At 60.2% G+C, this 23,017-nt stretch carries 13 protein-coding genes; 11 read left to right on the plus strand and 2 right to left on the minus strand.

What is annotated here, in order from left to right:
* Window positions 1-84 precede the first annotated feature (84 nt).
* The gene (locus BLR20_RS03375) at window positions 85-1,314 is read left to right on the plus strand and encodes an acyl-CoA dehydrogenase (protein WP_054993673.1); all 1,230 of its coding nucleotides are present in this window, start codon (window positions 85-87) and stop codon (window positions 1,312-1,314) included.
* Window positions 1,315-1,325: 11 nt separating this feature from the next.
* Here BLR20_RS03375 and BLR20_RS03380 read toward each other — a convergent pair whose 3' ends face one another.
* Window positions 1,326-2,669 (minus strand): substrate-binding domain-containing protein, encoded by a 1,344-nt coding sequence (locus BLR20_RS03380; protein ID WP_054993672.1) that lies wholly within the window; start codon window positions 2,667-2,669, stop codon window positions 1,326-1,328.
* Between the two features lie 147 nt (window positions 2,670-2,816).
* Window positions 2,817-3,629, minus strand: coding sequence for an exodeoxyribonuclease III (gene xthA / locus BLR20_RS03385; protein WP_010429481.1), 813 nt, complete (start codon window positions 3,627-3,629; stop codon window positions 2,817-2,819).
* Between the two features lie 192 nt (window positions 3,630-3,821).
* Here xthA and BLR20_RS03390 point away from each other — a divergent pair, with 192 nt between their 5' ends.
* The 10 genes from BLR20_RS03390 to BLR20_RS03435 all read left to right on the plus strand — a co-directional run bounded on the left by BLR20_RS03390 (window position 3,822) and on the right by BLR20_RS03435 (window position 23,000).
* Entirely contained in the window at window positions 3,822-4,493 is a 672-nt protein-coding gene (locus tag BLR20_RS03390; protein WP_003345438.1) for a GNAT family N-acetyltransferase, read from the plus strand.
* A 59-nt stretch (window positions 4,494-4,552) separates the two neighbouring features.
* Window positions 4,553-6,277, plus strand: a complete 1,725-nt coding sequence (locus BLR20_RS03395; RefSeq protein WP_054993671.1) for an autotransporter assembly complex protein TamA — start codon at window positions 4,553-4,555, stop codon at window positions 6,275-6,277.
* Between the two features lie 65 nt (window positions 6,278-6,342).
* Window positions 6,343-9,963: a translocation/assembly module TamB domain-containing protein gene (locus tag BLR20_RS03400; protein ID WP_054993685.1), complete on the plus strand. Its 3,621-nt coding sequence runs from the start codon at window positions 6,343-6,345 to the stop codon at window positions 9,961-9,963.
* A 119-nt stretch (window positions 9,964-10,082) separates the two neighbouring features.
* Window positions 10,083-11,000 carry a LysR family transcriptional regulator gene (locus BLR20_RS03405; protein WP_054993670.1) on the plus strand — a complete coding sequence of 306 codons (918 nt, stop codon included), beginning with the start codon at window positions 10,083-10,085 and terminating at the stop codon, window positions 10,998-11,000.
* A gap of 90 nt (window positions 11,001-11,090) precedes the next feature.
* Window positions 11,091-11,591, plus strand: a complete 501-nt coding sequence (tpx, locus tag BLR20_RS03410; RefSeq protein WP_054993669.1) for a thiol peroxidase — start codon at window positions 11,091-11,093, stop codon at window positions 11,589-11,591.
* A 153-nt stretch (window positions 11,592-11,744) separates the two neighbouring features.
* Window positions 11,745-13,049, plus strand: coding sequence for an MdtA/MuxA family multidrug efflux RND transporter periplasmic adaptor subunit (locus tag BLR20_RS03415; RefSeq protein WP_032614013.1), 1,305 nt, complete (start codon window positions 11,745-11,747; stop codon window positions 13,047-13,049).
* Window positions 13,046-16,156 (plus strand): MdtB/MuxB family multidrug efflux RND transporter permease subunit, encoded by a 3,111-nt coding sequence (locus tag BLR20_RS03420; protein WP_054993668.1) that lies wholly within the window; start codon window positions 13,046-13,048, stop codon window positions 16,154-16,156. Before BLR20_RS03415 ends, BLR20_RS03420 begins: the two co-directional genes overlap by 4 nt.
* Window positions 16,153-19,260: an efflux RND transporter permease subunit gene (locus BLR20_RS03425; RefSeq protein WP_010429496.1), complete on the plus strand. Its 3,108-nt coding sequence runs from the start codon at window positions 16,153-16,155 to the stop codon at window positions 19,258-19,260. Before BLR20_RS03420 ends, BLR20_RS03425 begins: the two co-directional genes overlap by 4 nt.
* Window positions 19,257-20,720 (plus strand): efflux transporter outer membrane subunit, encoded by a 1,464-nt coding sequence (locus tag BLR20_RS03430; protein ID WP_054993667.1) that lies wholly within the window; start codon window positions 19,257-19,259, stop codon window positions 20,718-20,720. Before BLR20_RS03425 ends, BLR20_RS03430 begins: the two co-directional genes overlap by 4 nt.
* A 168-nt stretch (window positions 20,721-20,888) precedes the next feature.
* Window positions 20,889-23,000, plus strand: a complete 2,112-nt coding sequence (locus tag BLR20_RS03435; protein WP_054993666.1) for a putative bifunctional diguanylate cyclase/phosphodiesterase — start codon at window positions 20,889-20,891, stop codon at window positions 22,998-23,000.
* Window positions 23,001-23,017 lie beyond the last annotated feature (17 nt).

A 23,017-nucleotide genomic window follows, 5' to 3' on the forward strand; every position in this document is an offset into this window, starting at 1 on the left:
TGAGAATAGATTAGATAAATGTACAGCGTTTCTCTAGCATCGCGTTCATGACTTCGACAACCTGATCGACACGGTGGCGACCCCATGGATTTTGCGTATTCCCCGAAGGTGCAGGCCCTGCGTGAACGCGTCACGGCGTTCATGGATGCATACGTTTATCCGGCCGAGCCGGTTTTCGAGCGGCAAGTGGCCGAAGGGGATCGCTGGCAGCCCACGGCAATCATGGAAGAGCTCAAGGCCTGTGCCAGGTCTGAAGGGTTGTGGAATCTGTTCCTGCCGGATTCCGGACTGGGCGCCGGCCTGAGCAATCTGGAGTACGCACCGCTGGCGGAAATCATGGGCCGCTCACTGCTCGGCCCCGAGCCCTTCAATTGCTCGGCGCCCGACACCGGCAACATGGAGGTACTGGTCCGCTATGCCAGCGAGGAACAGAAAGCCCGCTGGCTCGAGCCGCTGCTGCGCGGTGAGATTCGCTCTGCCTTTGCGATGACCGAGCCGGACGTGGCTTCCTCGGACGCCACCAATATGGCCGCACGCGCCGAACGTGACGGTGACCAGTGGGTCATCAACGGTCGCAAGTGGTGGACCTCCGGTGCCTGCGACCCGCGCTGCAAAATCCTGATATTCATGGGGCTGACCAATCCTGAAGGGCCGCGCCACCAGCAGCACTCGATGATTCTGGTACCGGTCGATACGCCCGGCGTAAAGATCGTGCGGCCACTGCCGGTGTTCGGCTATGACGATGCGCCCCATGGCCATGCCGAAGTGCTGTTCGAGAACGTCAGGGTCCCTTTCGAGAACGTTCTGCTCGGCGAGGGGCGAGGGTTTGAAATCGCTCAGGGAAGGCTCGGGCCAGGGCGTATTCATCACTGCATGCGCTCGATCGGCATGGCGGAACGGGCGCTGGAACTGATGTGCAGGCGTTCCATCGACCGGGTCGCGTTCGGCAAGCCGTTGGCCAGGCTGGGCGGCAATATCGACCTGATCGCCGACTCCCGCATGGAGATCGACATGGCCCGCCTGCTGACCCTGAAAGCGGCCTACATGATGGACACCGCCGGTAACAAGGTCGCCAGGAGCGAAATCGCGCAGATCAAGGTGGTAGCGCCCAATGTGGCGCTGAAGGTCATCGACCGGGCGATCCAGATGCACGGTGGCGCCGGGGTTTCCAGTGATTTCCCGCTGGCCTATATGTACGCCATGCAGCGTACGCTGCGTCTGGCTGACGGCCCGGATGAAGTGCATCGCGCTGCCATCGGCAAGTATGAACTGGGCAAATATATGCCCGAAAATCCGACGCGCAGCAGGTCCTAGCTAGCGGTCGATCACTGCACCCAGACCTCGACGCGGCGGTTCTTGATCCGTCCGTCGTCGATATCATTGGTGGCCACCGGCATTTCGTCACCCATGCCAACGATATCGCGGAACGTCACGCCACTTTTCAGCAGTTCCCGGCGCACGGCCATGGCACGCAATCTGGAGAGCAGGGCGGCACGCTCTGGGTCGCTCTTGGCGTCGCCGAAGCCGACCAGCGTCACATGCCGATCCAGTTTGTCGCTGGATTTCAGGTAGTCCGCGACCCGCTTGAGGTCCTGCTGCGCCTTGTTGTCCAGACGCGCGCTGCCCTGGGCAAAGCGGAAGTTGACGGACAGGCGTTCGGCCTTGCGTGCCAGCGCCTGATAGTCGGCGGGCATCTGCGCTGTAGGCTGCACCTTGAGCACCTGCACGGTCTGTGCGACAAAACCGCTTTGCGCGACAATCTCCTGGCCTTCGGCACTCTGCGCGAAACGGATCAGCGCCTGCGCCCAGCGCTGATGGGCTGACGTAGGCACATAAAAGTACAGGCGGCGCGACAACGGGTAGTCTTCGGTGGCAACCAGGCTGACGGTCGGCAGCATGGGGCTGGAATCGCCGTCGGCTATCGCCACGGCCTTGGCACGCCGTATGGAGGGCAGGCCGATGAAGCCGATGCCATTGATGTCCTTGCTGACTTCGTCGGAGAGCTGTTCGCTGGACTCAAAGCGCGCAGCGGTGCCAAGCAGGCTCTTGCCGTACTTGGTTAGTACAAGGTCCTTGAATGTCTCGTAGGTGCCGGACTTTTCATCGCGCACATAGAGATGGATGGCGCCTGGATTGCCGCCAACTTCACTCCAGTTTTTGACTTCACCACTGAAAATACGCGCCAGTTGAAGGGTATCCAGCTGTCTCACCGGATTGCCGGGATGCAGGATCACTGCAACGCCGTCGATGGCAATGGTCTGCTCGCTGGCTGCGCTTTTCAGGTCACCCAGGCTGGCCAGATCTTTGGCCTCCTGATCCTTGATCGGTCGAGAGGAGGCAGCGATATCCGTGTTACCTGCTTTCAGTGCGGTAAAACCGGTGCCTGAGCCATGCGCGGCGATTTCGACACTGACGGGTTGTCCTGCAGCTGTGGTTCCGACGACGCGCTGTTCATTGAGGGTGTTGCCGGGAAGGGTCTGTACCGATTGCAGACCTTGCTGGCGCATCAAACCTTCGACCAGCGCAGGTCCCAGTTGGGCATTGATGGTATTGGAGCCTTGAATGCGCAAGGCCGGTATATCGCCAGCAGGCAACGGCAGTGCGGCCTGCGCGAAAGCGGGCAGGGTGGCGCTCGAAAGGATGAGCGCCGTAAGCAAAGCGCGCAGCATCGGCGTCACCATGAATCACGGGAGGGTGCCGGGAGAATAAGTCAGAGAGATTGCCGGAATATGACAGCTTCAGTATGTGTACATATTTCCGCGCGGCCCGACCTTATTAAGGAAGGACCGCGCAGGAAGGGCGCAGGAGCCGCTCAGTCAGCTCAGTTCCAGCCAGATCGGCGCGTGGTCCGACGGTTTTTCCATTCCGCGCAAATCGTAATCCACGCCGGCTTCCTTGATGCGTGGCTGCAAGCCGGTAGAGGTCATGATCAGGTCAATGCGCAGGCCGCGTTTGGGCTCGTCTTCAAAGCCACGGCTGCGATAGTCGAACCAGCTGAAGCGGTCGACGACTTCCGGGTACAGGTGTCGAAAGGTGTCCACCAGGCCCCAGCTTTTCAGGCGCTCCATCCACTCTCGCTCTTCAGGTAGAAAGCTGCACTTGCCGGTTTTCAGCCAGCGCTTGGCGTTGTCGGCGCCGATGCCGATATCGCAGTCCTGCGGAGAAATATTCACATCGCCCATGACGATCAGCGGCTGATCGTTGCGGAATTGGCTCTCGAGCAGCGTTTGCAGATTTTCGTAAAAGCGCTGTTTGGCCGGGAATTTGGTCGGGTGATCACGGCTCTCGCCCTGTGGAAAGTAGCCATTCATGATGGTTACCGGCTGGCCGTTGCTGTCGGCGTAAGTACCCCAGATGAAACGCTTCTGGGAGTCCTCGTCGTCCCCTTCGAAACCCTTGTGCAGGGCCAGCGGCGCATTGCGCGACAGCAGGGCCACACCGTAATGGCCTTTCTGGCCGTGGAAATGCACGTGATAACCCAGCGCTTCGACTTCAGCCTGGGGGAATTGCTCGTCCGAAACCTTGGTTTCCTGAAGACCGATCACGTCAGGTTGATGTTTGTCGATCAGCGCCGCCAGCTGATGCGGTCGAGCGCGCAGACCATTGATGTTGAACGAGACGATTTTCATAAAACAGCGGTCCTGAGCAAAAACAAACGGCGATGCTAGCCGACCTGCGGTTTCAGGACCAGTGCCGTGTCGGAAGCGCAGGCCGAGGCGTGTCTGGATAATTCATTGGAACTGTTATCAATGGCCATCACTCGAAAGCCTGCTTGCAAAAACCGCTGCGCCAGACGCAGTTCCGTTAACACGAGGCCCTTTATGTCCCTACCTGCTGCCATCACGGGTGAAATTCGCCAACTCGACAGTGGTTATTCCCGCGAAACCCGTTCCTTGCTGTTCAGGGCCTACCGGCACGATCCGACATTTGCCTATCTGTTCAACGCCGAGCGTGAGGGATATGAGCAACGCGTGTTGGCGACCATTCGCCAACTGGTCAAACAACACTTTCTGCAAAACCAGCCTGCGCTGGGCCTGTTTCTGCAGGACCGCCTGGTCGGTGTAGCGCTGATCGCGCCGCCACAGCGCCGCCTGGGTGTCACCGAAAGCTGGGCCTGGCGCCTGCGCATGGTGATGGACACGGGCCTGGGCTGCACCCAGCGCTATCTGGCGTATTACAACGCGGTACTTGCCTGCGTGCCGTCGGAAACCGTGCATGTGCTGCCATTGATTGGCCTTGATCCGGAGTTCCAGGGGCAGAAGCTGGGTCAGGACCTGAGCGAGCAACTGCTGGCGGCGCTGCACGACTGGTGCGCAGTGGATGAACACTCTCAGGGTATCGTGGTCGATACGGGCAATCCGCGTTATCTGGAGTTCTACAAGCGACAAGGCTATGAGGAAATCGGAGAAATTGCTGTAGGCCCTGTCCGAGAGCATGTATTTTTCCATCCAAACCCTCAGGTATCACTGCCGGTCCCTGACGTAATGGCCTGAATATCCGACAATTCGTGGGCTTCCAGTGCAGCCTGTCGATCGTGGTAGCATCTACGCCCATGAAGCTTTTCAGACTATTCAGCAGCGTGTTCCTGATGACCATGAGTGCGGCGGCGCTTGCCCAGGCCCGCCTCGATGTCAGGGTCAAGCCTGCCAATCCGCAACTCAAGGCGAACGTCGAAGGGTATATCGGAGACCTGGGCGAGCGTGATGCCCAGGCATTGCGCAGCTTCAGTCTGGGGGCCGAGCAACAGGCGGAAAAGGCCGCTCAGGCGTTGGGCTATTACCAGGCGCAGATCGACAGTGAGATCAAGGACGGAGAGCAGCCCAGCCTGGTGATCAATATCCAGCCGGGCGAACCCATTCATCTGCGCAACGTGGTGATCCGGGTCGAAGGGCCGGCGGCGGCAATGAAGGCCTTTCGCGTGCCGAGTAGCGACGCGCTGAAAAGCGGCGCAGTGTTGAATCACGGCAATTATGAAGACGCCAAGCGTCTGATCCAGAATCAGGCGTCGCGTTACGGGTTTTTCAGCGGTCACTTCACCCGTCAGCGCCTGGCCATCGATCCGCGCGCCGGTGTGGCTGATATTGAAATGGTCTATGAAAGCGGGCCGCGCTACACGCTTGGCAAGGTCATGTTCAGCGGCGACGCGCCATTCGATGACGATCTGCTCAAACGTATGGTGCCGTTCAAGGAAAACACGCCTTATGACTCCCAACTGATTGCCGAATTGACCCAGGCCATGCAGGGCAGCGGCTATTTCGAGGGCGTCCGGGTCGATGCGGCGCCCACTGCGGCGGAAAATCAGGTTATCCCCGTGACTGTCCAGCTCGAAACCCGCAAACCTCGCACCATGGGGCTGGGCCTGGGCTATTCGACCGACGTAGGCCCGCGTGGCAAAGCCAACTGGACCCGGCACTGGGCCAACCCGCAGGGCCACAGCTATGGGTTCGAATCCGAAATCTCCGCGCCACGGCAGAATATCGGCCTGTGGTACGACGTACCGCTCGACCCGCCGCTGACCGACAAATTGCGTTACGCCGGCGGGTATCAGTACGAAGAGATCGCCGGAACCGACAGCCTCAGCAAGTTGCTGACTGCCGGACCTGAATGGCACAGCAAGCTGCCCAGCGGTTGGGAGCGGGTCATATCCCTGAAATGGCAGCGCGAAGAATATCGCCTGGGCGATGACGCCGGCCTCAGCACGCTGCTGATGCCCGGTATCAGCTACTCGTACCTGCGCAGTGACAACCGCATCGATCCGCACCAGGGTTACCGCCTGCAATTCGACACGCAGGTGGCCAAGGAGGGCCTGTTGTCTGACGCCAACCTGGTGCATGCCAATGTGCTGCTCAAAGGGTTGACGACAGTTGCGCAAAATCACCGTTTTCTCGGTCGTGTGCAGTTTGGCGGCAACCTCACGGACGGTTACACCTCGATACCTCCATCGCTGCGCTTTTTTGCCGGCGGTGATCAGAGCGTGCGCGGCTATGACTATCAGAAGCTGTCACCGACCAATTCCGACGGCGACCGCATCGGCGGGCGATACATGTTTGCCGGTAGCGTCGAATACCAATATTCCATTGCTGACAAATGGCGCCTGGCGACCTTCGTCGATCAGGGCAACTCGTTCAACAGCCTGGACAAGCCAGACCTGAAAACCGGTGTTGGTTTCGGCGTGCGCTGGGTGTCTCCAGTAGGCCCGTTGCGTCTCGATCTGGCCCATGCGCTGGACGATGAAGGCGGAATCCGTCTGCACTTTTCGATGGGGCCGGAGCTTTGAACAAGGTAAATGTGGCCCGCGGCGCCAGGGTCGTCGGGCTGGGAGTTTTCGCATTACTGCTGCTGATGATCATCAGTGTCGCGCTGCTGCTGGGTACCCATACCGGCAGCCAGTGGGCCCTGGCTCGGGTGCCTGGTGTACAGCTGGAAAACTTTCAGGGAAGACTGGGCGGCCAGTGGAGCGCCGAGCGTCTGGTGTGGCAGCAGGGCGCAGACCGCGTCGAGGTCCAATCCGTCGATTTTGCCTGGACGCCTGCCTGCCTGTTGAAGATGACGCTGTGCATCGACCGTCTGCATGCGCAGCAGGTGCTGATGCATTTCCCCCCTGGAGATACACCCAGCAGCGATGGCCCGATCCAGCTACCGACGCTCAAGTTGCCGCTCGCACTGCAACTGGGCGATATACAGGTAGGCGGTCTGCAGCTGGATGGCGTCGAACAGTTGCGCGATCTCAAGCTGGCAGCGCACTGGACCGCTGAAGGCTTGAAGATCGACAGCGCGCACCTGCAACGTGATGCGCTGGTTCTGGACCTTAATGGGCTGCTGAAACCCGAGGGCGACTGGCCCCTCAACGTGCAAGGTCAACTGCAACTTCCGCCGCAGGACGGTCAGCCGTGGATGCTGGCGCTGGATATCCAGGGCGACCTGTTGAAGACGCTGCAACTCAAGGCGGACAGCAGCGGTTATCTGCCGGGATTGCTGACCGGCGAGTTGCAACCCCTGACCGAGCACCTTCCTGCACGGATCAAGCTGACTGCCGAACACTTCAAACCCAGCGCTGCATTGCCTGACACTTTACAGCTCGACCAGTTGCTGCTGACTGCCGAGGGCAATCTTGACTCGGGCTACCTGATAGACGGCAGCGCCAGTCTTCCTGCCGAGAAAGGCCCTGTTGCGTTGTCATTGAAAGGACGTGTGGATGCCAACGGGGCAAACATTGCCGGGCTCGATCTGGCCGCAGATGATCAGCAGCGTCTGGCCATCACCGGCAAGATGAACTGGCAGAGCGGTTTTGCTGCTGAGGCGAGCGTCGACTGGCTGGATTTCCCCTGGCAGCGCCTGTATCCACTGGCGTCAGAGCCTCAGGTGGCATTGCATGCCTTCAAGGGTGATATTTCCTATACCGATGGCAATTACCTCGGCAATTTCAACGCCAGCCTCAAAGGACCTGCCGGTGCGTTCACGCTGGTCAGCCCGTTCAGCGGCAATCTTCAAGAGATCCATCTGCCGCAACTGGAACTGGTCGCGGGGCAGGGCAAGGCCAGCGGTTTTCTGAACCTGCAATTTGCTGACGGCATCGGCTGGGATACAGCCCTGGACCTGAGTGCGCTGGACCCTTCATTCTGGGTTGCCGAACTGCCCGGCACACTGGCTGGCCCGTTGCGCAGCAAAGGCCAGTTGCGCAACGAAAAGCTCGAACTCAGCGCCGACCTCGATTTGAAAGGACGCCTGCGGGGTCAGCCTGCGCTGCTGCAAGCCAAGGCCGACGGCCGTGATCAGCAATGGAATGTCAGTAGCCTGAGCATCCGCCTTGGCGATAACCGTATTCAAGGGACAGGCAGCCTGCAGGAGCGCCTCAAGGGGCAGTTGGACCTGGATCTGCCGCGTCTGGCTCAGCTTTGGCCACGTTTGCAGGGGCAAGTCAAAGGCCGGCTGGACCTGGCCGGAACGCTGCAGGCGCCCCAGGGGCAATTGGCCTTGCAGGGTAGCCAGCTCGCCTTGCAGGACAATCGTCTGCAAACCCTGACGCTCAACGCCAGACTGGATCAGGTGCAGCGCGCAGTCATCAATCTCAAAGGTGCTGGTATTCAGGCTGGCGATACCCAGCTGGGCACCTTGCTGTTGGACGGTCAGGGTACCCTCAAGAACCAGCAACTGAAGCTGGACCTGCAAGGACCTCTGCTCAAGCTTGCCATTGGCCTTGACGGTGGTCTGGACAAGGGTGACTGGCGAGGCCGGCTGGCCAGCGGTACTGTGCAAAGCGGCGGGCAGAACTGGCGTTTGCAGCAGCCGGCGAAGATCGAGCGTCTGGCCGATGGCCGCCTCAACTTCGGCGCGCATTGCTGGCTGTCCGGGGCCGCCAGCCTGTGTGGCGGTGATCAGCGGCTGATGCCGGAGCCACGTCTGCGTTATCAACTCAAGAATTTCCCGCTGGACAGCCTGGCGCAATGGATGCCCAAGGATTTTGCCTGGAAGGGCGCGCTGAATGCAGACGTGCAGCTCGACATTCCTGCAGCCGGCCCAAGTGGCAAGGTCACGATTGATGCCGGAGGCGGAACGCTGCGGGTGCGCAACAACAATCAGTGGCTGGACTTCCCTTATCAGACGCTGAAACTGGCCACCACGCTGGCGCCCAAACGCATCGACACGCGTCTGGACTTCGACGGCGGCAAGCTGGGCAGGCTGCTGCTCAACGCGCAGATCGACCCGCTGGCCAAGGACAAGACTCTGGCAGGCGATTTCACCCTCTCGGGGCTGGACATCTCGGTGGCACGTCCTTTCGCGCCGATGGTGCAGAAACTCAATGGGCGTCTGAATGGCAATGGCCGGTTGTCAGGCACGTTGCTGGCACCACTGGTCAACGGCAATGTGACGCTTGAAGGCGGAGAAGTGGCGGGTGCAGAACTGCCCATGGAACTGCACGACCTCAAGGTCCAGGCGTTGATTGCCGGAGAAAGCGTCCAGCTCAACGGCGGCTGGAAAAGTGGTAGCAGCGGACAGGGCAGCATAGGCGGTCAGGTGGCATGGGGGCAGAGCCTGAACGTCGATGTGAGCCTCAAGGGCTCGCGCCTGCCGATCAATGTCGAACCCTATGCGGCGGTAGAGGCCGCGCCTGACCTGAAAATCTCCATGCAGGGTGAGCGACTGGCCATCTCCGGCAAGGTGCTGGTGCCCAAGGGCGCGATTACCGTACGCGAGTTGCCGCCTTCCACTGTGAAGCTCTCCGGCGACACGGTGATCGTCGGACAGCAGACCGAGGAGGGCGCTCCGCCGCTTGCCGTGGCGATGGATGTCGATGTGGAAGTCGGCCAGGAAAAGCTCAGCTTCAGCGGCTTTGGGCTCACCGCTAATCTGGTCGGGCATGTGCACATTGGTGACAATCTGGACACCCGTGGCGAACTGAACCTGAACGATGGTCGTTATCGTGCCTACGGGCAGCGGCTGACCATCCGCAAGGCACGCCTGCTGTTTGCCGGCCCGGTCGACCAGCCCTATCTGGACATCGAGGCGATTCGGCAGACCGACGACGTGATTGCCGGTATCCGCCTGACCGGCAGTGCCGAGCAGCCCACTACCGAAGTGTTCTCCGAGCCTGCGATGAGCCAGGAGCAGGCGCTGTCCTATCTGGTCATGGGCAGACCGCTCAGCACTTCCGGCGAAGACAACAACATGGTCGCTCAGGCTGCGCTGGCGCTGGGGGTGGCAGGCAGCTCATCGACCACCGGCAAGCTCGCGGACAATCTGGGTATCAAGGACTTCGAACTGGACACCTCGGGAACCGGCGACAAGACCAATGTGGTTGCCAGCGGCAAGATCACCGACAAGCTCAGTCTGCGCTATGGCGTAGGCGTGTTTGAACCGGCCAATACCATTGCGTTGCGCTATCTGCTCAGCAAGCGGGTCTACCTCGAGGCCGCGAGCGGTGTTGCCAGCTCGCTGGATATTTTCTATAAAAGGGACTTCTGAGCGATGGCCAATGGCGGTAATGGCCCGGCCCCGGGTTCAGCCGCCTGGCTTTTCCAGGATCTCCCGCTTGCAACTGCAAGTCCCTTCACTCGTCATCTACCTTCAGGTTGCCGGTCATCATGGATCGATTCAACGCCATGCGCGTGTTCACCCGCATTGTCGAGCTGGGCGGTTTCGCCAGGGCGGCCGAGAGTCTGCACATGCCCCGTGCCTCGGTGACGATCCTGATCAAGCAACTGGAAGCGCACCTGGGCGTACAGCTTTTGCAGCGTACGACGCGTCAGGTCAGCGCCACCCCGGACGGCAAGGCCTATTACCAGCGTTGCGTCAGCCTGCTGGCCGATCTGGAGGATGCCGAAGCATCGTTCTCTGCGACGGGGGCCGAGCCCAAGGGGCTGTTGCGCGTCGATCTGCCGGTCAGTCTGGGCCGTATGATCATCATCCCGGCGTTGCCTGAATTCAGCCGGCGCTACCCGCAGATTCGTCTGGAGATCGGCATGAGTGACAGGCCGGTCGATCTGATTCGCGAAGGCGTGGACTGCGTATTGCGTGCCGGAGCGGCACTCGATGAAACGCTGGTTGCCAGGCCCCTTGGCAGTCTGACCCAGATTACCTGCGCCAGTCGCGAGTACCTGCAGCAACACGGCACGCCATTGACCCTGCAGGAGCTCGCGCAACATCAGGTAATCGAATATTTTTCGACCAGTACCGGCAAGCGTTATGGCCTGGAGTTCATGGCCGATGGCATGGACGTTGAACACGCCTCGGCCTGCTCGATCGCGGTCAACAGTGCCGATGGCTATGTCGCGGCGTGCGAAGCGGGTTTCGGCCTGATTCAGGTGCCTCGCTACCATGTGGCCACGCAATTGCGCAGCGGTGTGCTGGTAGAGGTACTGCGATTGCATCGTCCGCCACCACTGCCACTGACGGCGCTTTACCCTCCGCATCGACAGTTGTCACGACGGGTCAGAGTATTCGTTGATTGGCTGGTGGAATTGTGTGCCCACACAGATATCAGGGACAGACTGGTTTCCTGAAAAAAATTCAGAATTATCCCATATAGGCCGCGGCACACTTTCGTGTTTAACTTCCGGCTCTTTCATCCATTTTGAAAAGGAACGTGTTTCATGGCTCAAGTGACCCTCAAAGGCAGCCCCGTCCAGGTCAGTGGCAACCTGCCTGAAGTCGGTAGCAAGGCACACGATTTCACGCTGGTCGGCGCAGGTCTTGCCGATAAAACCCTGGCTTCCTTCGCTGGCAAGCGCAAGGTATTGAACATCTTCCCGAGTGTCGATACGCCGACCTGTGCCACCTCGGTACGTAAATTCAACACCCAGGCCAATGACCTGAACAACGCCGTGGTTCTGTGCATCTCGGCTGACCTGCCGTTTGCCCAGGCCCGGTTCTGCGGCTCCGAAGGTCTGGAGAATGTTCAGAACCTGTCCTCGTTCCGCAGCGCCGACTTTGCTCAGAACTATGGTGTTGCCGTTGCAGACGGCCCGCTCGCGGGTCTGACTGCGCGCGCCGTGGTGGTTCTGGACGAGAACGACAAGGTGCTGCACAGCGAACTGGTTGCCGAGATCGGTAGCGAGCCCAACTACGACGCTGCACTGGCTGTGCTGAAGTAACTTTCCGCAAGCTATAGACGGCCTGAATCCGCTCAGGCCGTTTTTTTTGTTTGTGCTTCATACGTTTATCCAAAGTAAGCGCTTGGTAAAGGCGCTTTGCTTGTAACGTAACTGTGCTTATTGTTCAGCCTTCTGAACAAACCCCCACCTGTAATGGTTGATTTATTCATGCAATCGTCTGGCTCCCGTAAATCCCGTCGCTGGTTGATCAGTTTGTTGGTCCTGCTGGTCATTGTTGCCTTGTGCTGGTGGTTCTGGCCTGCGTCCACTTCCGGCAAGGGGGCCGAGAGCAACAAGAAGCCTGCTGCAAGCGGCATGGCACGGCCCGGCTTCGGCGGCTCGGCTGTGGCTGTCCCGGTGCGTGTGGCCCCGGCCACCGAAGGGGATTTTCCGATTTACTACAAGGCGCTTGGCACCGTGACGGCGATGAACACCATCAATGTGCGCAGCCGAGTGGCGGGGGAGCTGGTCAAGCTTTATTTCCAGGAAGGGCAGATGGTCAAGGCTGGCGATCTGCTGGCAGAAATCGATCCGCGCAGCTATCAAGTGGCGTTGCAGCAGGCCGAAGGTACGCTGGCCACCAATCAGGCGCTGCTCAAAAATGCCCAGCTCGACGTGCAGCGTTACCGCGGGTTGTTTGCCGAGGACAGCATCGCCAAGCAGACCCTCGACACTGCCGAGTCGCTGGTCAATCAATACAAGGGCACGATCAAGACCAATCAGGCTGCCGTGGCTGACGCAAAACTGAGCCTGGACTTCAGCCGCATCCGGGCCCCGATTGCCGGGCGTGTCGGCCTTAAACAGCTGGATGTGGGCAATCTGGTTGCCGCCAATGACACCACCGCACTGGTGGTGATAACCCAGACCCAGCCTATTTCCGTGGCGTTCACGCTGCCTGAAAAAGACCTGTCGAAAGTCATTTCCCGCTATCGCACTGGCGAGAAGCTGCCCGTTGAAGCCTGGGACCGTGGCGATACGAAGATGCAGGCCTCCGGCGTACTGGCCAGCCTCGACAACCAGATCGACGTGGCCACCGGCACACTGAAGTTCAAGGCGCGTTTCGATAACAGCGACGAGGTCCTGTTTCCCAATCAGTTCGTCAACGTGCGGCTGCGGGCCGACACGCTGAAAAACGTCACGCTCGTACCGACCGCGGCCGTGCAGTTCGGCACCGACGGGACCTTTGTCTATGTGCTGGACGGTGACAAGAAGGTCAAACTCAAGCTGCTGAAGACCGGGCCGAGCGACGAGACATCCACGGTGATTACCGAAGGTCTGGCAGCTGGCGAGCGGGTGGTGCTAGAAGGCACCGACCGCCTGCGCGACGGTGCCGAAGTCGAGGTCGTCAACGACAGCAAGGAAGTACCGGCTGGCCCGGCTCAGAAGCTGCAAGGCAAGCCTGACAGCAAGACCGACAAGTCGGCGGCGCTCGGCAAGGTGGAAAAACCAAACGTATGAACATGTCGCGCCTGTTCATCCTGCGCCCGGTTGCCACCACACTGAGTATGTTGGCAATCGTCCTGGCCGGTCTGATCGCCTATACCTTGCTGCCGGTTTCGGCGTTGCCCCAGGTCGACTACCCGACCATTCGGGTGATGACCCTGTACCCGGGCGCCAGCCCGCAGGTGATGACCAGCTCTGTGACCGCGCCTCTGGAACGTCAATTCGGACAGATGCCCGGCCTGACCCAGATGGCCTCGACCAGCTCGGGCGGTGCGTCGGTCATTACGTTGCGCTTCAGCCTCGACATCAATATGGATGTCGCCGAGCAGCAGGTGCAGGCGGCGATCAACGCGGCCACCAACCTGCTGCCGACCGATCTGCCGGCGCCTCCGGTCTACAACAAGGTCAACCCGGCCGACACGCCGGTCCTGACCCTGGCGATCACCTCGAAAACCATGTTGCTGCCCAAGCTCAATGATCTGGTCGATACGCGCATGGCGCAGAAGATCTCGCAGATCAGCGGCGTGGGTATGGTCAGCATTGCCGGCGGGCAGCGTCAGGCGGTACGGATCAAGGTCAACCCGGAGGCGCTGGCCGCCAACAGCCTCAACCTGTCCGATGTGCGTACCCTGATCAGCGCCTCCAACGTCAACCAGCCGAAGGGCAACTTCGACGGGCCGACCCGGGTTTCGATGCTGGATGCCAACGATCAGCTGAAGTCTCCCGAGGAGTACGCCAACCTGATTCTGGCCTACAAGGATGGCGCACCCTTGCGCCTGAAGGATGTGGCCGAAATTGTCGATGGTGCCGAAAACGAGCGGCTCGCGGCCTGGGCCAATCGGAGCCAGGCAGTGCTGTTGAACATTCAGCGCCAGCCGGGCGCCAACGTGATCGAGGTGGTCGACCGGATCAAGGCGTTGCTGCCGTCGATCACCGAAAACCTTCCGGCCGGCCTTGATGTCGTGGTCCTGACGGACCGCACGCAGACGATTCGCGCTTCGGTGACCGATGTTCAGCACGAGCTGCTGATCGCGATCATCCTGGTGGTGCTGGTAACGTTCCTGTTTCTGCGTCGTTTCAGCGCGACGATCATCCCCTCGATTGCCGTTCCTCTCTCGCTGGTAGGTACGTTCGGCGTGATGTACCTGGCGGGTTTCTCGGTCAACAACCTGACGCTGATGGCCATGACCATTGCGACCGGTTTCGTCGTCGATGACGCCATCGTCATGCTGGAAAACATCTCCCGGCATATCGAAGAGGGCGAGACGCCCTTGCAAGCGGCACTCAAGGGCGCGAAGCAGATCGGTTTCACCCTGATTTCCCTGACCCTGTCACTGATTGCGGTATTGATCCCGCTGTTGTTCATGGCCGATGTGGTAGGGCGGCTGTTCCGCGAGTTCGCGATTACCCTCGCGGTCGCGATATTGATATCGCTGGTGGTATCGCTGACCCTGACACCGATGATGTGCGCGCGCTTGCTCAAGCGCGAGCCGAAGGAAGAAGAGCAGAGCCGTTTTTACCGGGCCAGCGGAGCCTGGATCGACTGGCTGATCGACATCTACGCGGGCAGGCTGCGCTGGGTGCTCAAGCATCAGCCACTGACCCTGCTGGTTGCCCTGGCCACCCTGGCATTGACGGTGCTGCTGTACATCGTGGTGCCCAAGGGCTTCTTCCCGGTGCAGGACACCGGGGTGATCCAGGGTATTTCGGAAGCGCCACAGTCGGTCTCGTTCGCGGCGATGAGCCAGCGTCAGCAAGCACTCGCCGACATCATTCTCAAGGACCCGGCAGTGGTCAGCCTGTCGTCCTACATCGGCGTCGACGGTGACAATGCCACGCTCAACAGCGGGCGTCTGCTGATCAACCTCAAGCCCCACGGAGCGCGGGACCTGACCGCGTCCGAGGTGATCCAGCGCTTGCAGCCCGAGGTCGACAAGCTGTCTGATATCCGCCTGTTCATGCAGCCGGTGCAGGACCTGACCATCGAAGATCGGGTCAGTCGCACCCAGTATCAATTCAGCATGTCGTCGCCCGACGCCGAACTGCTGACGCTGTGGAGCGAAAAGCTGGTGGACGCGCTTGGCAAGCGGCCCGAACTGAGGGATGTGGCCAGCGACCTGCAAGACAAAGGTTTGCAGGTGTACCTGAACATCGATCGTGATGCGGCCAGCCGGGTCGGGGTCACCGTTGCGAACATTACCGATGCACTGTACGACGCATTCGGTCAGCGCCAGATATCCACCATCTATACGCAGGCCAGCCAGTACCGCGTGGTGCTGCAGGCTGCGTCGGGCAGTGAGCTCGGCCCGGCGGCGCTCGAGCAGATCCACGTCAAGACCACCGATGGCGCACAGGTGAAGCTGTCGAGCCTGGCACGTGTCGAGCAGCGCCAGGCACAGTTGGCCATTGCGCACCTTGGGCAGTTCCCGGCCGTGATGATGTCGTTCAACCTGGCGCCCGATATTGCCCTCGGCAATGCGGTGAAGGTAATCGAACAGGTGGAACAGGAGATCGGCATGCCGATTGGCGTGCAGACCCAGTTTCAGGGCGCTGCCGAAGCGTTTCAGGCTTCGCTGTCCAGCACGTTGCTGCTGATTCTGGCGGCGGTGGTCACCATGTACATCGTGCTGGGTGTCCTCTACGAGAGCTACATTCACCCGATCACCATCCTTTCGACCCTGCCGTCGGCAGCGGTGGGGGCTTTGCTGGCCCTGCTGATCAGCGGCAACGATCTGGGGATGATCGCGATCATCGGCATCATTCTGCTGATCGGCATCGTCAAGAAGAACGCGATCATGATGATCGACTTCGCGCTCGACGCGGAACGCAATCGCGGTGTTGCGCCTGAAAAGGCGATCTACGACGCGGCGCTGTTGCGCTTCCGGCCGATTCTCATGACCACCCTGGCAGCGTTGTTCGGTGCCATCCCGCTGATGCTCGCCAGCGGTTCCGGCGCCGAATTGCGGCAACCACTGGGTTTGGTGATGGTCGGCGGGCTGTTGCTCAGTCAGGTCCTGACACTGTTCACCACCCCGGTCATCTACCTGTATTTCGACCGCCTTGGCCGTCGCTGGAGTCGCAAACCTGCCGATCCGGACCGTCTGGAACGGGCTGACGCATGAACCTCTCAGCGCCGTTCATCCGCCGCCCCGTGGCGACCGTTCTTCTGAGCCTGGCAATCATGCTGCTCGGCGCAGTGAGCTTTCGCCTGTTGCCGGTGGCGCCGTTGCCGAACATGGATTTTCCGGTGATTGTGGTCTCGGCCAGTCTCGCCGGTGCCAGTCCGGAGGTGATGGCGTCCACGGTGGCAACGCCGCTGGAGCGTTCGCTGGGCAGTATTGCCGGCATCAACACCATGACCAGCAATTCAAGCCAGGGCACGACACGGATCATTCTGCAGTTCGATCTGAATCGCGACATCAATGGCGCTGCCCGGGAAGTGCAAGCGGCTATCAATGCCTCACGCAACCTGCTGCCCAGCGGGATGCGCAGCATGCCGACCTACAAGAAGGTCAACCCGTCCCAGGCGCCGATCATGGTGTTGTCGATGACTTCGACGGTTCTGGAAAAGGGCCAGCTGTACGACCTGGCCTCCACCATCCTGTCGCAGAGCCTGTCACAGGTTTCCGGGGTCGGCGAAGTGCAGATCGGCGGCAGCTCGCTGCCTGCCGTGCGTATCGAGCTGGAGCCGCAGATGCTCTCCCAGTACGGTGTATCGCTCGACGACGTGCGCACTGCGATCACCAGCACCAACGTAAGACGGCCGAAGGGCTTTGTGGAGGACGACCAGCACAACTGGCAGGTGCAGGCCAACGACCAGCTGGAAACCGCCGAGGATTATGCGCCGCTGATCATTCGCTACAAGGACGGAGCGACCTTGCGCCTGAAGGACGTGGCCAAAGTCAGCGACGCCGTGGAGGACCGTTACAACAGCGGGTTCTATAACAATGACCGTGCCGTGCTGCTGGTCGTCAACCGTCAGGCGGGCGCCAACATCATTGAAACCGTGGCACAGATCAAGGCGCAGTTGCCGGCGCTGCGCGCGGTGCTGCCGGCCAGTGTAAGTCTCAATATCGCGATGGATCGCTCACCGGTGATCAAGGCGACGCTGCACGAGGCCGAAATGACCCTGCTGATTGCCGTGGTGCTGGTGGTGATGGTGGTGTTCCTGTTTCTTGGCAGTTTTCGCGCCTCGCTGATCCCCACCCTGGCGGTTCCGGTGTCGCTGGTCGGCACCTTTGCGATCATGCACCTGTTCGGTTTCTCCCTGAACAACCTGTCACTGATGGCGTTGATCCTCGCTACGGGTCTGGTGGTGGACGATGCCATCGTAGTGCTGGAAAACATATCCCGGCATATTCACAACGGCCTCGACCCCATGAAAGCGGCTTTTCTGGGCGCCAAGGAGGTGGGGTTCACCTTGCTGTCGATGAACGTCTCGCTGGTTGCGGTGTTCATTTCCATCCTGTTCATGGGCGGCCTGGTCGAAAGTCTGTTTCGCGAGTTTTCCATCACCTTGTCGGTGTCGATCATCGTCTCGCTGATCGTATCCCTGACCCTGACGCCGATGTTGTGCGCGCGCTGGTTGAAGCCACGCGAAGCCCATGGGGAAAACGCCTTTCAGCGCTGGAGCGAGCGAGTCAACGATCGAATGGTTGCAGGTTACGACCGCTCGCTGGGCTGGGTGATGCGGCATCGACGGCTGACGCTGCTCAGTCTGCTGGTCACGGTGGTGGTCAATATCGCGCTGTACGTGGTGGTGCCCAAGACCTTTCTGCCGCAACAGGACACCGGGCAACTGATGGGCTTCGTGCGCGGTGACGACGGCCTTTCGTTTTCCGTCATGCAGCCGAAAATGGAGACCTTCCGCCTGTCGATTCTCGCTGACCCTGCGGTGGAAAGCGTGGCCGGTTTTATCGGTGGCAGCGGTGGCACCAATAACGCCTTCATGATCGTGCGCCTCAAGCCGATTGCCGAGCGCAAGCTGTCTGCCGAGAAAGTGGTCGAGCGCCTGCGCAAGAACATGCCGCATGTGCCGGGCGGCAGGCTGTTCCTGGCTCCGGATCAGGACCTGCAACTGGGCGGCGGTCGCGAGCAGACCAGTTCGCAGTATCAATACATCGTGCAGAGCGCTGATCTGGGCAGCCTGCGTCTGTGGTATCCGAAGATCGTCGCTGCGCTCAAGTCGATCCCCGAGCTGACCGCCATCGACGCACGGGAAGGGCGCGGCGCACAGCAGGTGACCCTGGTGGTCAACCGTGACACAGCCAAGCGGCTGGGTATCGATATGAACATGGTTACGGCGGTGCTCAACAACGCCTACAGCCAGCGCCAGGTATCGACCATCTATGACAGCCTCAACCAGTACAAGGTGGTGATGGAGGTCAATCCCAAATACGCGCAGGACCCGGTGACGCTGGAGCAGGTCCAGGTCATTACTGCAGACGGGCAGCGCGTACCGCTGTCGAGCATCGCCCATTACGAGCGCAGTCTGGCCAATGACCGGGTATCGCATGACGGTCAGTTCGCTGCCGAAAACATCTCCTTCGATCTGGCCGAAGGGGCCAGCCTCGACAAGGCCACCGTGGCGATAGAGCGGGCGATTGCCGCCATCGGGCTGCCTTCCGACATCATTTCCAAAATGGCCGGGACTGCCAATGCCTTCGCCTCTACGCAGAAAAGTCAGCCGTGGATGATCCTCGGTGCCTTGCTGGCGGTGTACCTGGTGCTGGGGATCCTCTATGAAAGCTACATTCATCCGCTGACCATCCTCTCGACGCTTCCTTCCGCAGGGGTTGGCGCATTGCTGACGATCTATGTGCTGGGCAGCGAATTCAGTCTGATTTCATTGTTGGGGCTGTTCCTGCTGATTGGTGTGGTCAAGAAAAACGCGATTATGATGATCGACCTTGCCCTGCATCTGGAGCGCGAGCAGGGAATGACACCGCAAGAGTCGATCCGCAGCGCCTGCCTGCAGCGCCTGCGGCCCATTCTGATGACCACGATGGCCGCCATCCTGGGCGCCTTGCCGCTGCTGCTGAGCACCGCCGAAGGCGCTGAAATGCGCAAGCCGCTGGGCTTGACCATCATTGGTGGCCTGATCTTCAGCCAGGTCCTGACCCTCTATACCACCCCGGTGGTTTACCTTTATCTCGACCGTCTGCGCCATCGTTACAACAAATGGCGTGGCGTGCGCACCGATGCTGCTCTGGAAACTCCGCTATGACCGAACGCCTGGCATTCACCTCCCGCCCGACAGGGTTGATTCGTCCATTCGCGCTGGGGCTTTGCGTCGTGCTGCTCAGCGCCTGCGCTGTGGGCCCGGATTACCAGAAACCGTCCATGGCCGCACCCGCTCAGTTCAAGGCTGCGCAGGGCTGGCGTGCGGCCACGCCAAGTGACGGGATGGCCAAAGGTGCATGGTGGGAGGTGTACAAGGACCCGCAACTGAACGCCTTGGTCGAGCGCCTCAACACCTCCAACCAGACCGTCGCCCAATACGACGCGCAGTATCGACAGGCACAAACACTGGTGCGCAGCTCCCGGGGTGCATTTCTGCCGACCCTCGACCTGACGACCGGCAAGACCCGCTCGGGGCAGGGCACTGGCACCTCGAATAGCGGCACGAGTGTCTCGGGAATTCGCAACAGCTATAACGCGCAACTGGGCGTAAGTTGGGAGGCCGACGTCTGGGGCAAGCTGCGTCGCGGGCTGGAGGCCGACACCGCCAATGCTCAGGCGAGTCTTGCCGACCTGGCCGCGATGCGTCTGAGCCTGCAATCGGAGCTGGTGCAGAATTACCTGCAACTGCGCGTGATCGATGAACAAAAACGCCTGCTGGAATCCACGGTGGATGCCTATCAGCGCTCCCTGACCCTGACGCAGAACCAGTACCGCGCCGGTATTTCCGGAAGTGACGCTGTCGCGCAGGCGCAGACGCAGTTGAAAAGTACCCAGGCCGACCTGATCGATCTGGCTTGGCAGCGTGCGCAGTATGAGAATGCCATCGCCGTACTGATCGGGATGGCGCCGGCAGACTTCAGTCTGCCCGCCACCACCTCGATTCCGCAGTTGCCGCAGATTCCGCCAGGCCTGCCTTCGCAGTTACTCGAACGCCGCCCTGACATTGCCGCCGCCGAGCGCTCGGTCATGGGTGCCAATGCCAACATCGGCGTGGCCAAGGCCGCTTACTATCCGGACTTCACGCTGAGCATGAGCGGCGGTTACAGCAGCAGTACCTTTGCCAACTGGATCAGCCTGCCCAATCGCTTCTGGTCGGTGGGCCCGCAGCTGGCGCTGACCCTGTTCGACGGCGGCAGGCGTTCGGCCGAGGTTGATCGTACCGAGGCCGTGTATGACCAGACTGTCGCCCAGTACCGGCAGACCGTGCTGAACGGTTTTCAGGAGGTCGAGAACTATCTGGTTCAGCTCAAGGTGTACGAGCAGGAAGCTGCGGTGCGCCAGGAGGCGCTGGTCTCGGCTCGTGATTCGCTGCGCCTGACCAACAATCAATACAAGGCCGGGCTGATTGGTTACCTGGACGTCGTCAATGTTCAGGCCACCGCATTGAGTAACGAGCGCAGTGTGCTCAGCGTGCTGCAAAGCAGGTTGATTGCCAGCGTTCAATTGATCGCCGCACTGGGCGGAGGCTGGAATGCCGAGACAGGTTTGACGCTCCAGGAATGAGTATTTCGGGTTTAAAAAGCAGTTTTCCAGTGAAATGTTCGCATTAATCGAAAAAATAATAGCTACTCGCCATCTTTTCGACCGGCTGCCGCGACATTTGGCCGCTAATGCGTACAATCACCCGCACAAGATCGGCATGGACGCGCTCATTGGTTTCCAGGTGCGTTTATGTTGATTGGCAGCTACATCCCTTCACTCGTCGTCATGTCGATCCTCGTCGCTATTCTTGCCGCGTATACGGCCCTCGATCTGGTTGGCCGCATCGTTTCGGCCAGGGGCCGTGCTGTCCACTTATGGACTGCGGGCGGCGCTATCGCGATGGGCGTTGGCACCTGGTCGACACATTTCATCGGTATGCTGGCGTTCGTATTACCCATCGACCTGGGCTACGACGTGCCACTGGTGCTGCTTTCGCTGTTGATCTCCATCGGCTTTTCAGGGTTCGCCCTGTGGCTCACCACCCAGCCACGATTGCCCGCGCTGCAACTTAGCCTGGGTGCGGTGTTGCTGGGGCTTGGCATCAGCGCCATGCACTACACCGGTATGGCTGCAATGCGCATGCAGCCTGGCATTCAATATACGCCGTGGCTGTTCGTGCTTTCTGTGGTCATTGCTATCGCTGCGTCTGCGGCAGCATTGCGCATAGCCTTCCATCTTCGCCAGCAGCGCCCCAGGGTCTACCTGCTACGCGCCTCGGCGGCGCTGTTGCTGGGGCTGGCTGTCATCGGCATGCATTACACCGGCATGGCCGCTGCGAATTTTGCCGATGGCAGCTTTTGCGGTGCGCTGCCCCAGGGGCTGAGCAGTAACGGGCTGGACAGGATGGTGCTGGTCACCAGCCTGTCGATTCTGGGGATTGCGCTGTTCAGCTGTATTCTCGATTCCCACCTGGAAACACGTACCGCCGTGTTGGCCGATTCCCTGACTGAAGCCAATCTGGAACTGACCCACCTGGCCCTGCATGACAACCTGACCGGCTTGCCAAACCGGGCGTTGTTGACGGAGCGCATCGATCAGGCGATGAAGAGGACCACTGAGTCAGGTGGTTGCTTTGCGCTGATGTTCATGGACCTCGATGGTTTCAAGCCAGTCAATGATGCGTTCGGCCATCACACTGGCGACCTGCTGTTACGACAGGTCGCCTTGCGTCTGCGCAACAGCCTGCATCGACGCGACACCCTGGCAAGAGTCGGCGGCGATGAGTTCGTTCTGCTGGTGGAGCTTCAAAACCCCGAGGATGCATTGACCGTTGCCAGACGACAGGTCAGCGAAGTCGGCAACCCGTTCAACATTGGCGAACATCAGTTGCAGATTTCCCTGAGCATCGGCATCTGCATGTACCCGGGCAATGGCAGCACCCAGCATGAGCTTCTGATCAATGCCGACGCGGCCATGTACCACACCAAGGCTGCCGGCAAGAACGGCTACAGCTTTTTCGATGCATCGATGAACAGTAACGCCCGCAATCAGCTGCAGATGTCGCAGGATTTGCACAAGGCGATCAAGCACCGGCAGTTCTGTATCTATTACCAGCCCAAGTTCGACGCCATGACCGGGCTGCCGGTGGGCGCAGAAGCGTTGTTGCGCTGGAATCATCCGGAGCAGGGAATCCTGGGGCCCGACCTGTTCATTTCCATGGCGGAGAAAACCGGCCTGATCATTCAGATCGGCGAGTGGGTACTGGACGAAGCCTGTCGACAAATGCGTGAGTGGTACACGCAGGGGTACTCGCACTGGCGCATTGCAGTCAATCTGTCGGCCTTGCAGTTCTGTCATTCCGGGTTGGTCACGGCAGTAGCCGACACACTGGCCCGGCACCAGTTGCCGGCCAACTGCCTGACCCTGGAAATCACCGAAACCACTGCCATGCATGATGCGGATGCCAGCCTGGCGGTGTTGAGAAGGCTTTCGGAAATGGGCGTGGACCTGTCGATCGATGATTTTGGCACCGGTTACTCCAGCCTGATGTACCTGAAGCGACTGCCTGCCAATGAAATCAAGATTGATCGGGGCTTCGTCCGCGACCTTGAGCATGACACCGACGACGCCGCCATCGTCTCGGCCATCGTCGCGGTAGGGCAGGCGTTGAATCTGCGGATAGTCGCCGAAGGCGTCGAAACCGCCGTTCAGCAGCGCTTCCTGACTCACTTGGGATGCCACTCGCTGCAAGGCTTTCTGCTGGGTTATCCGTTGCCAGCCCAGCAGTTTCTCGAAGAAATCCGCGCCGCCGAAACGAAAGCTGCAGTGGATGCGTCCGATACCGGGCAAGCGGCTTTCTGAAGCGTGCAGATGGCGCT

The organism is Pseudomonas congelans (assembly GCF_900103225.1).
Classification (GTDB): domain Bacteria; phylum Pseudomonadota; class Gammaproteobacteria; order Pseudomonadales; family Pseudomonadaceae; genus Aquipseudomonas; species Aquipseudomonas congelans.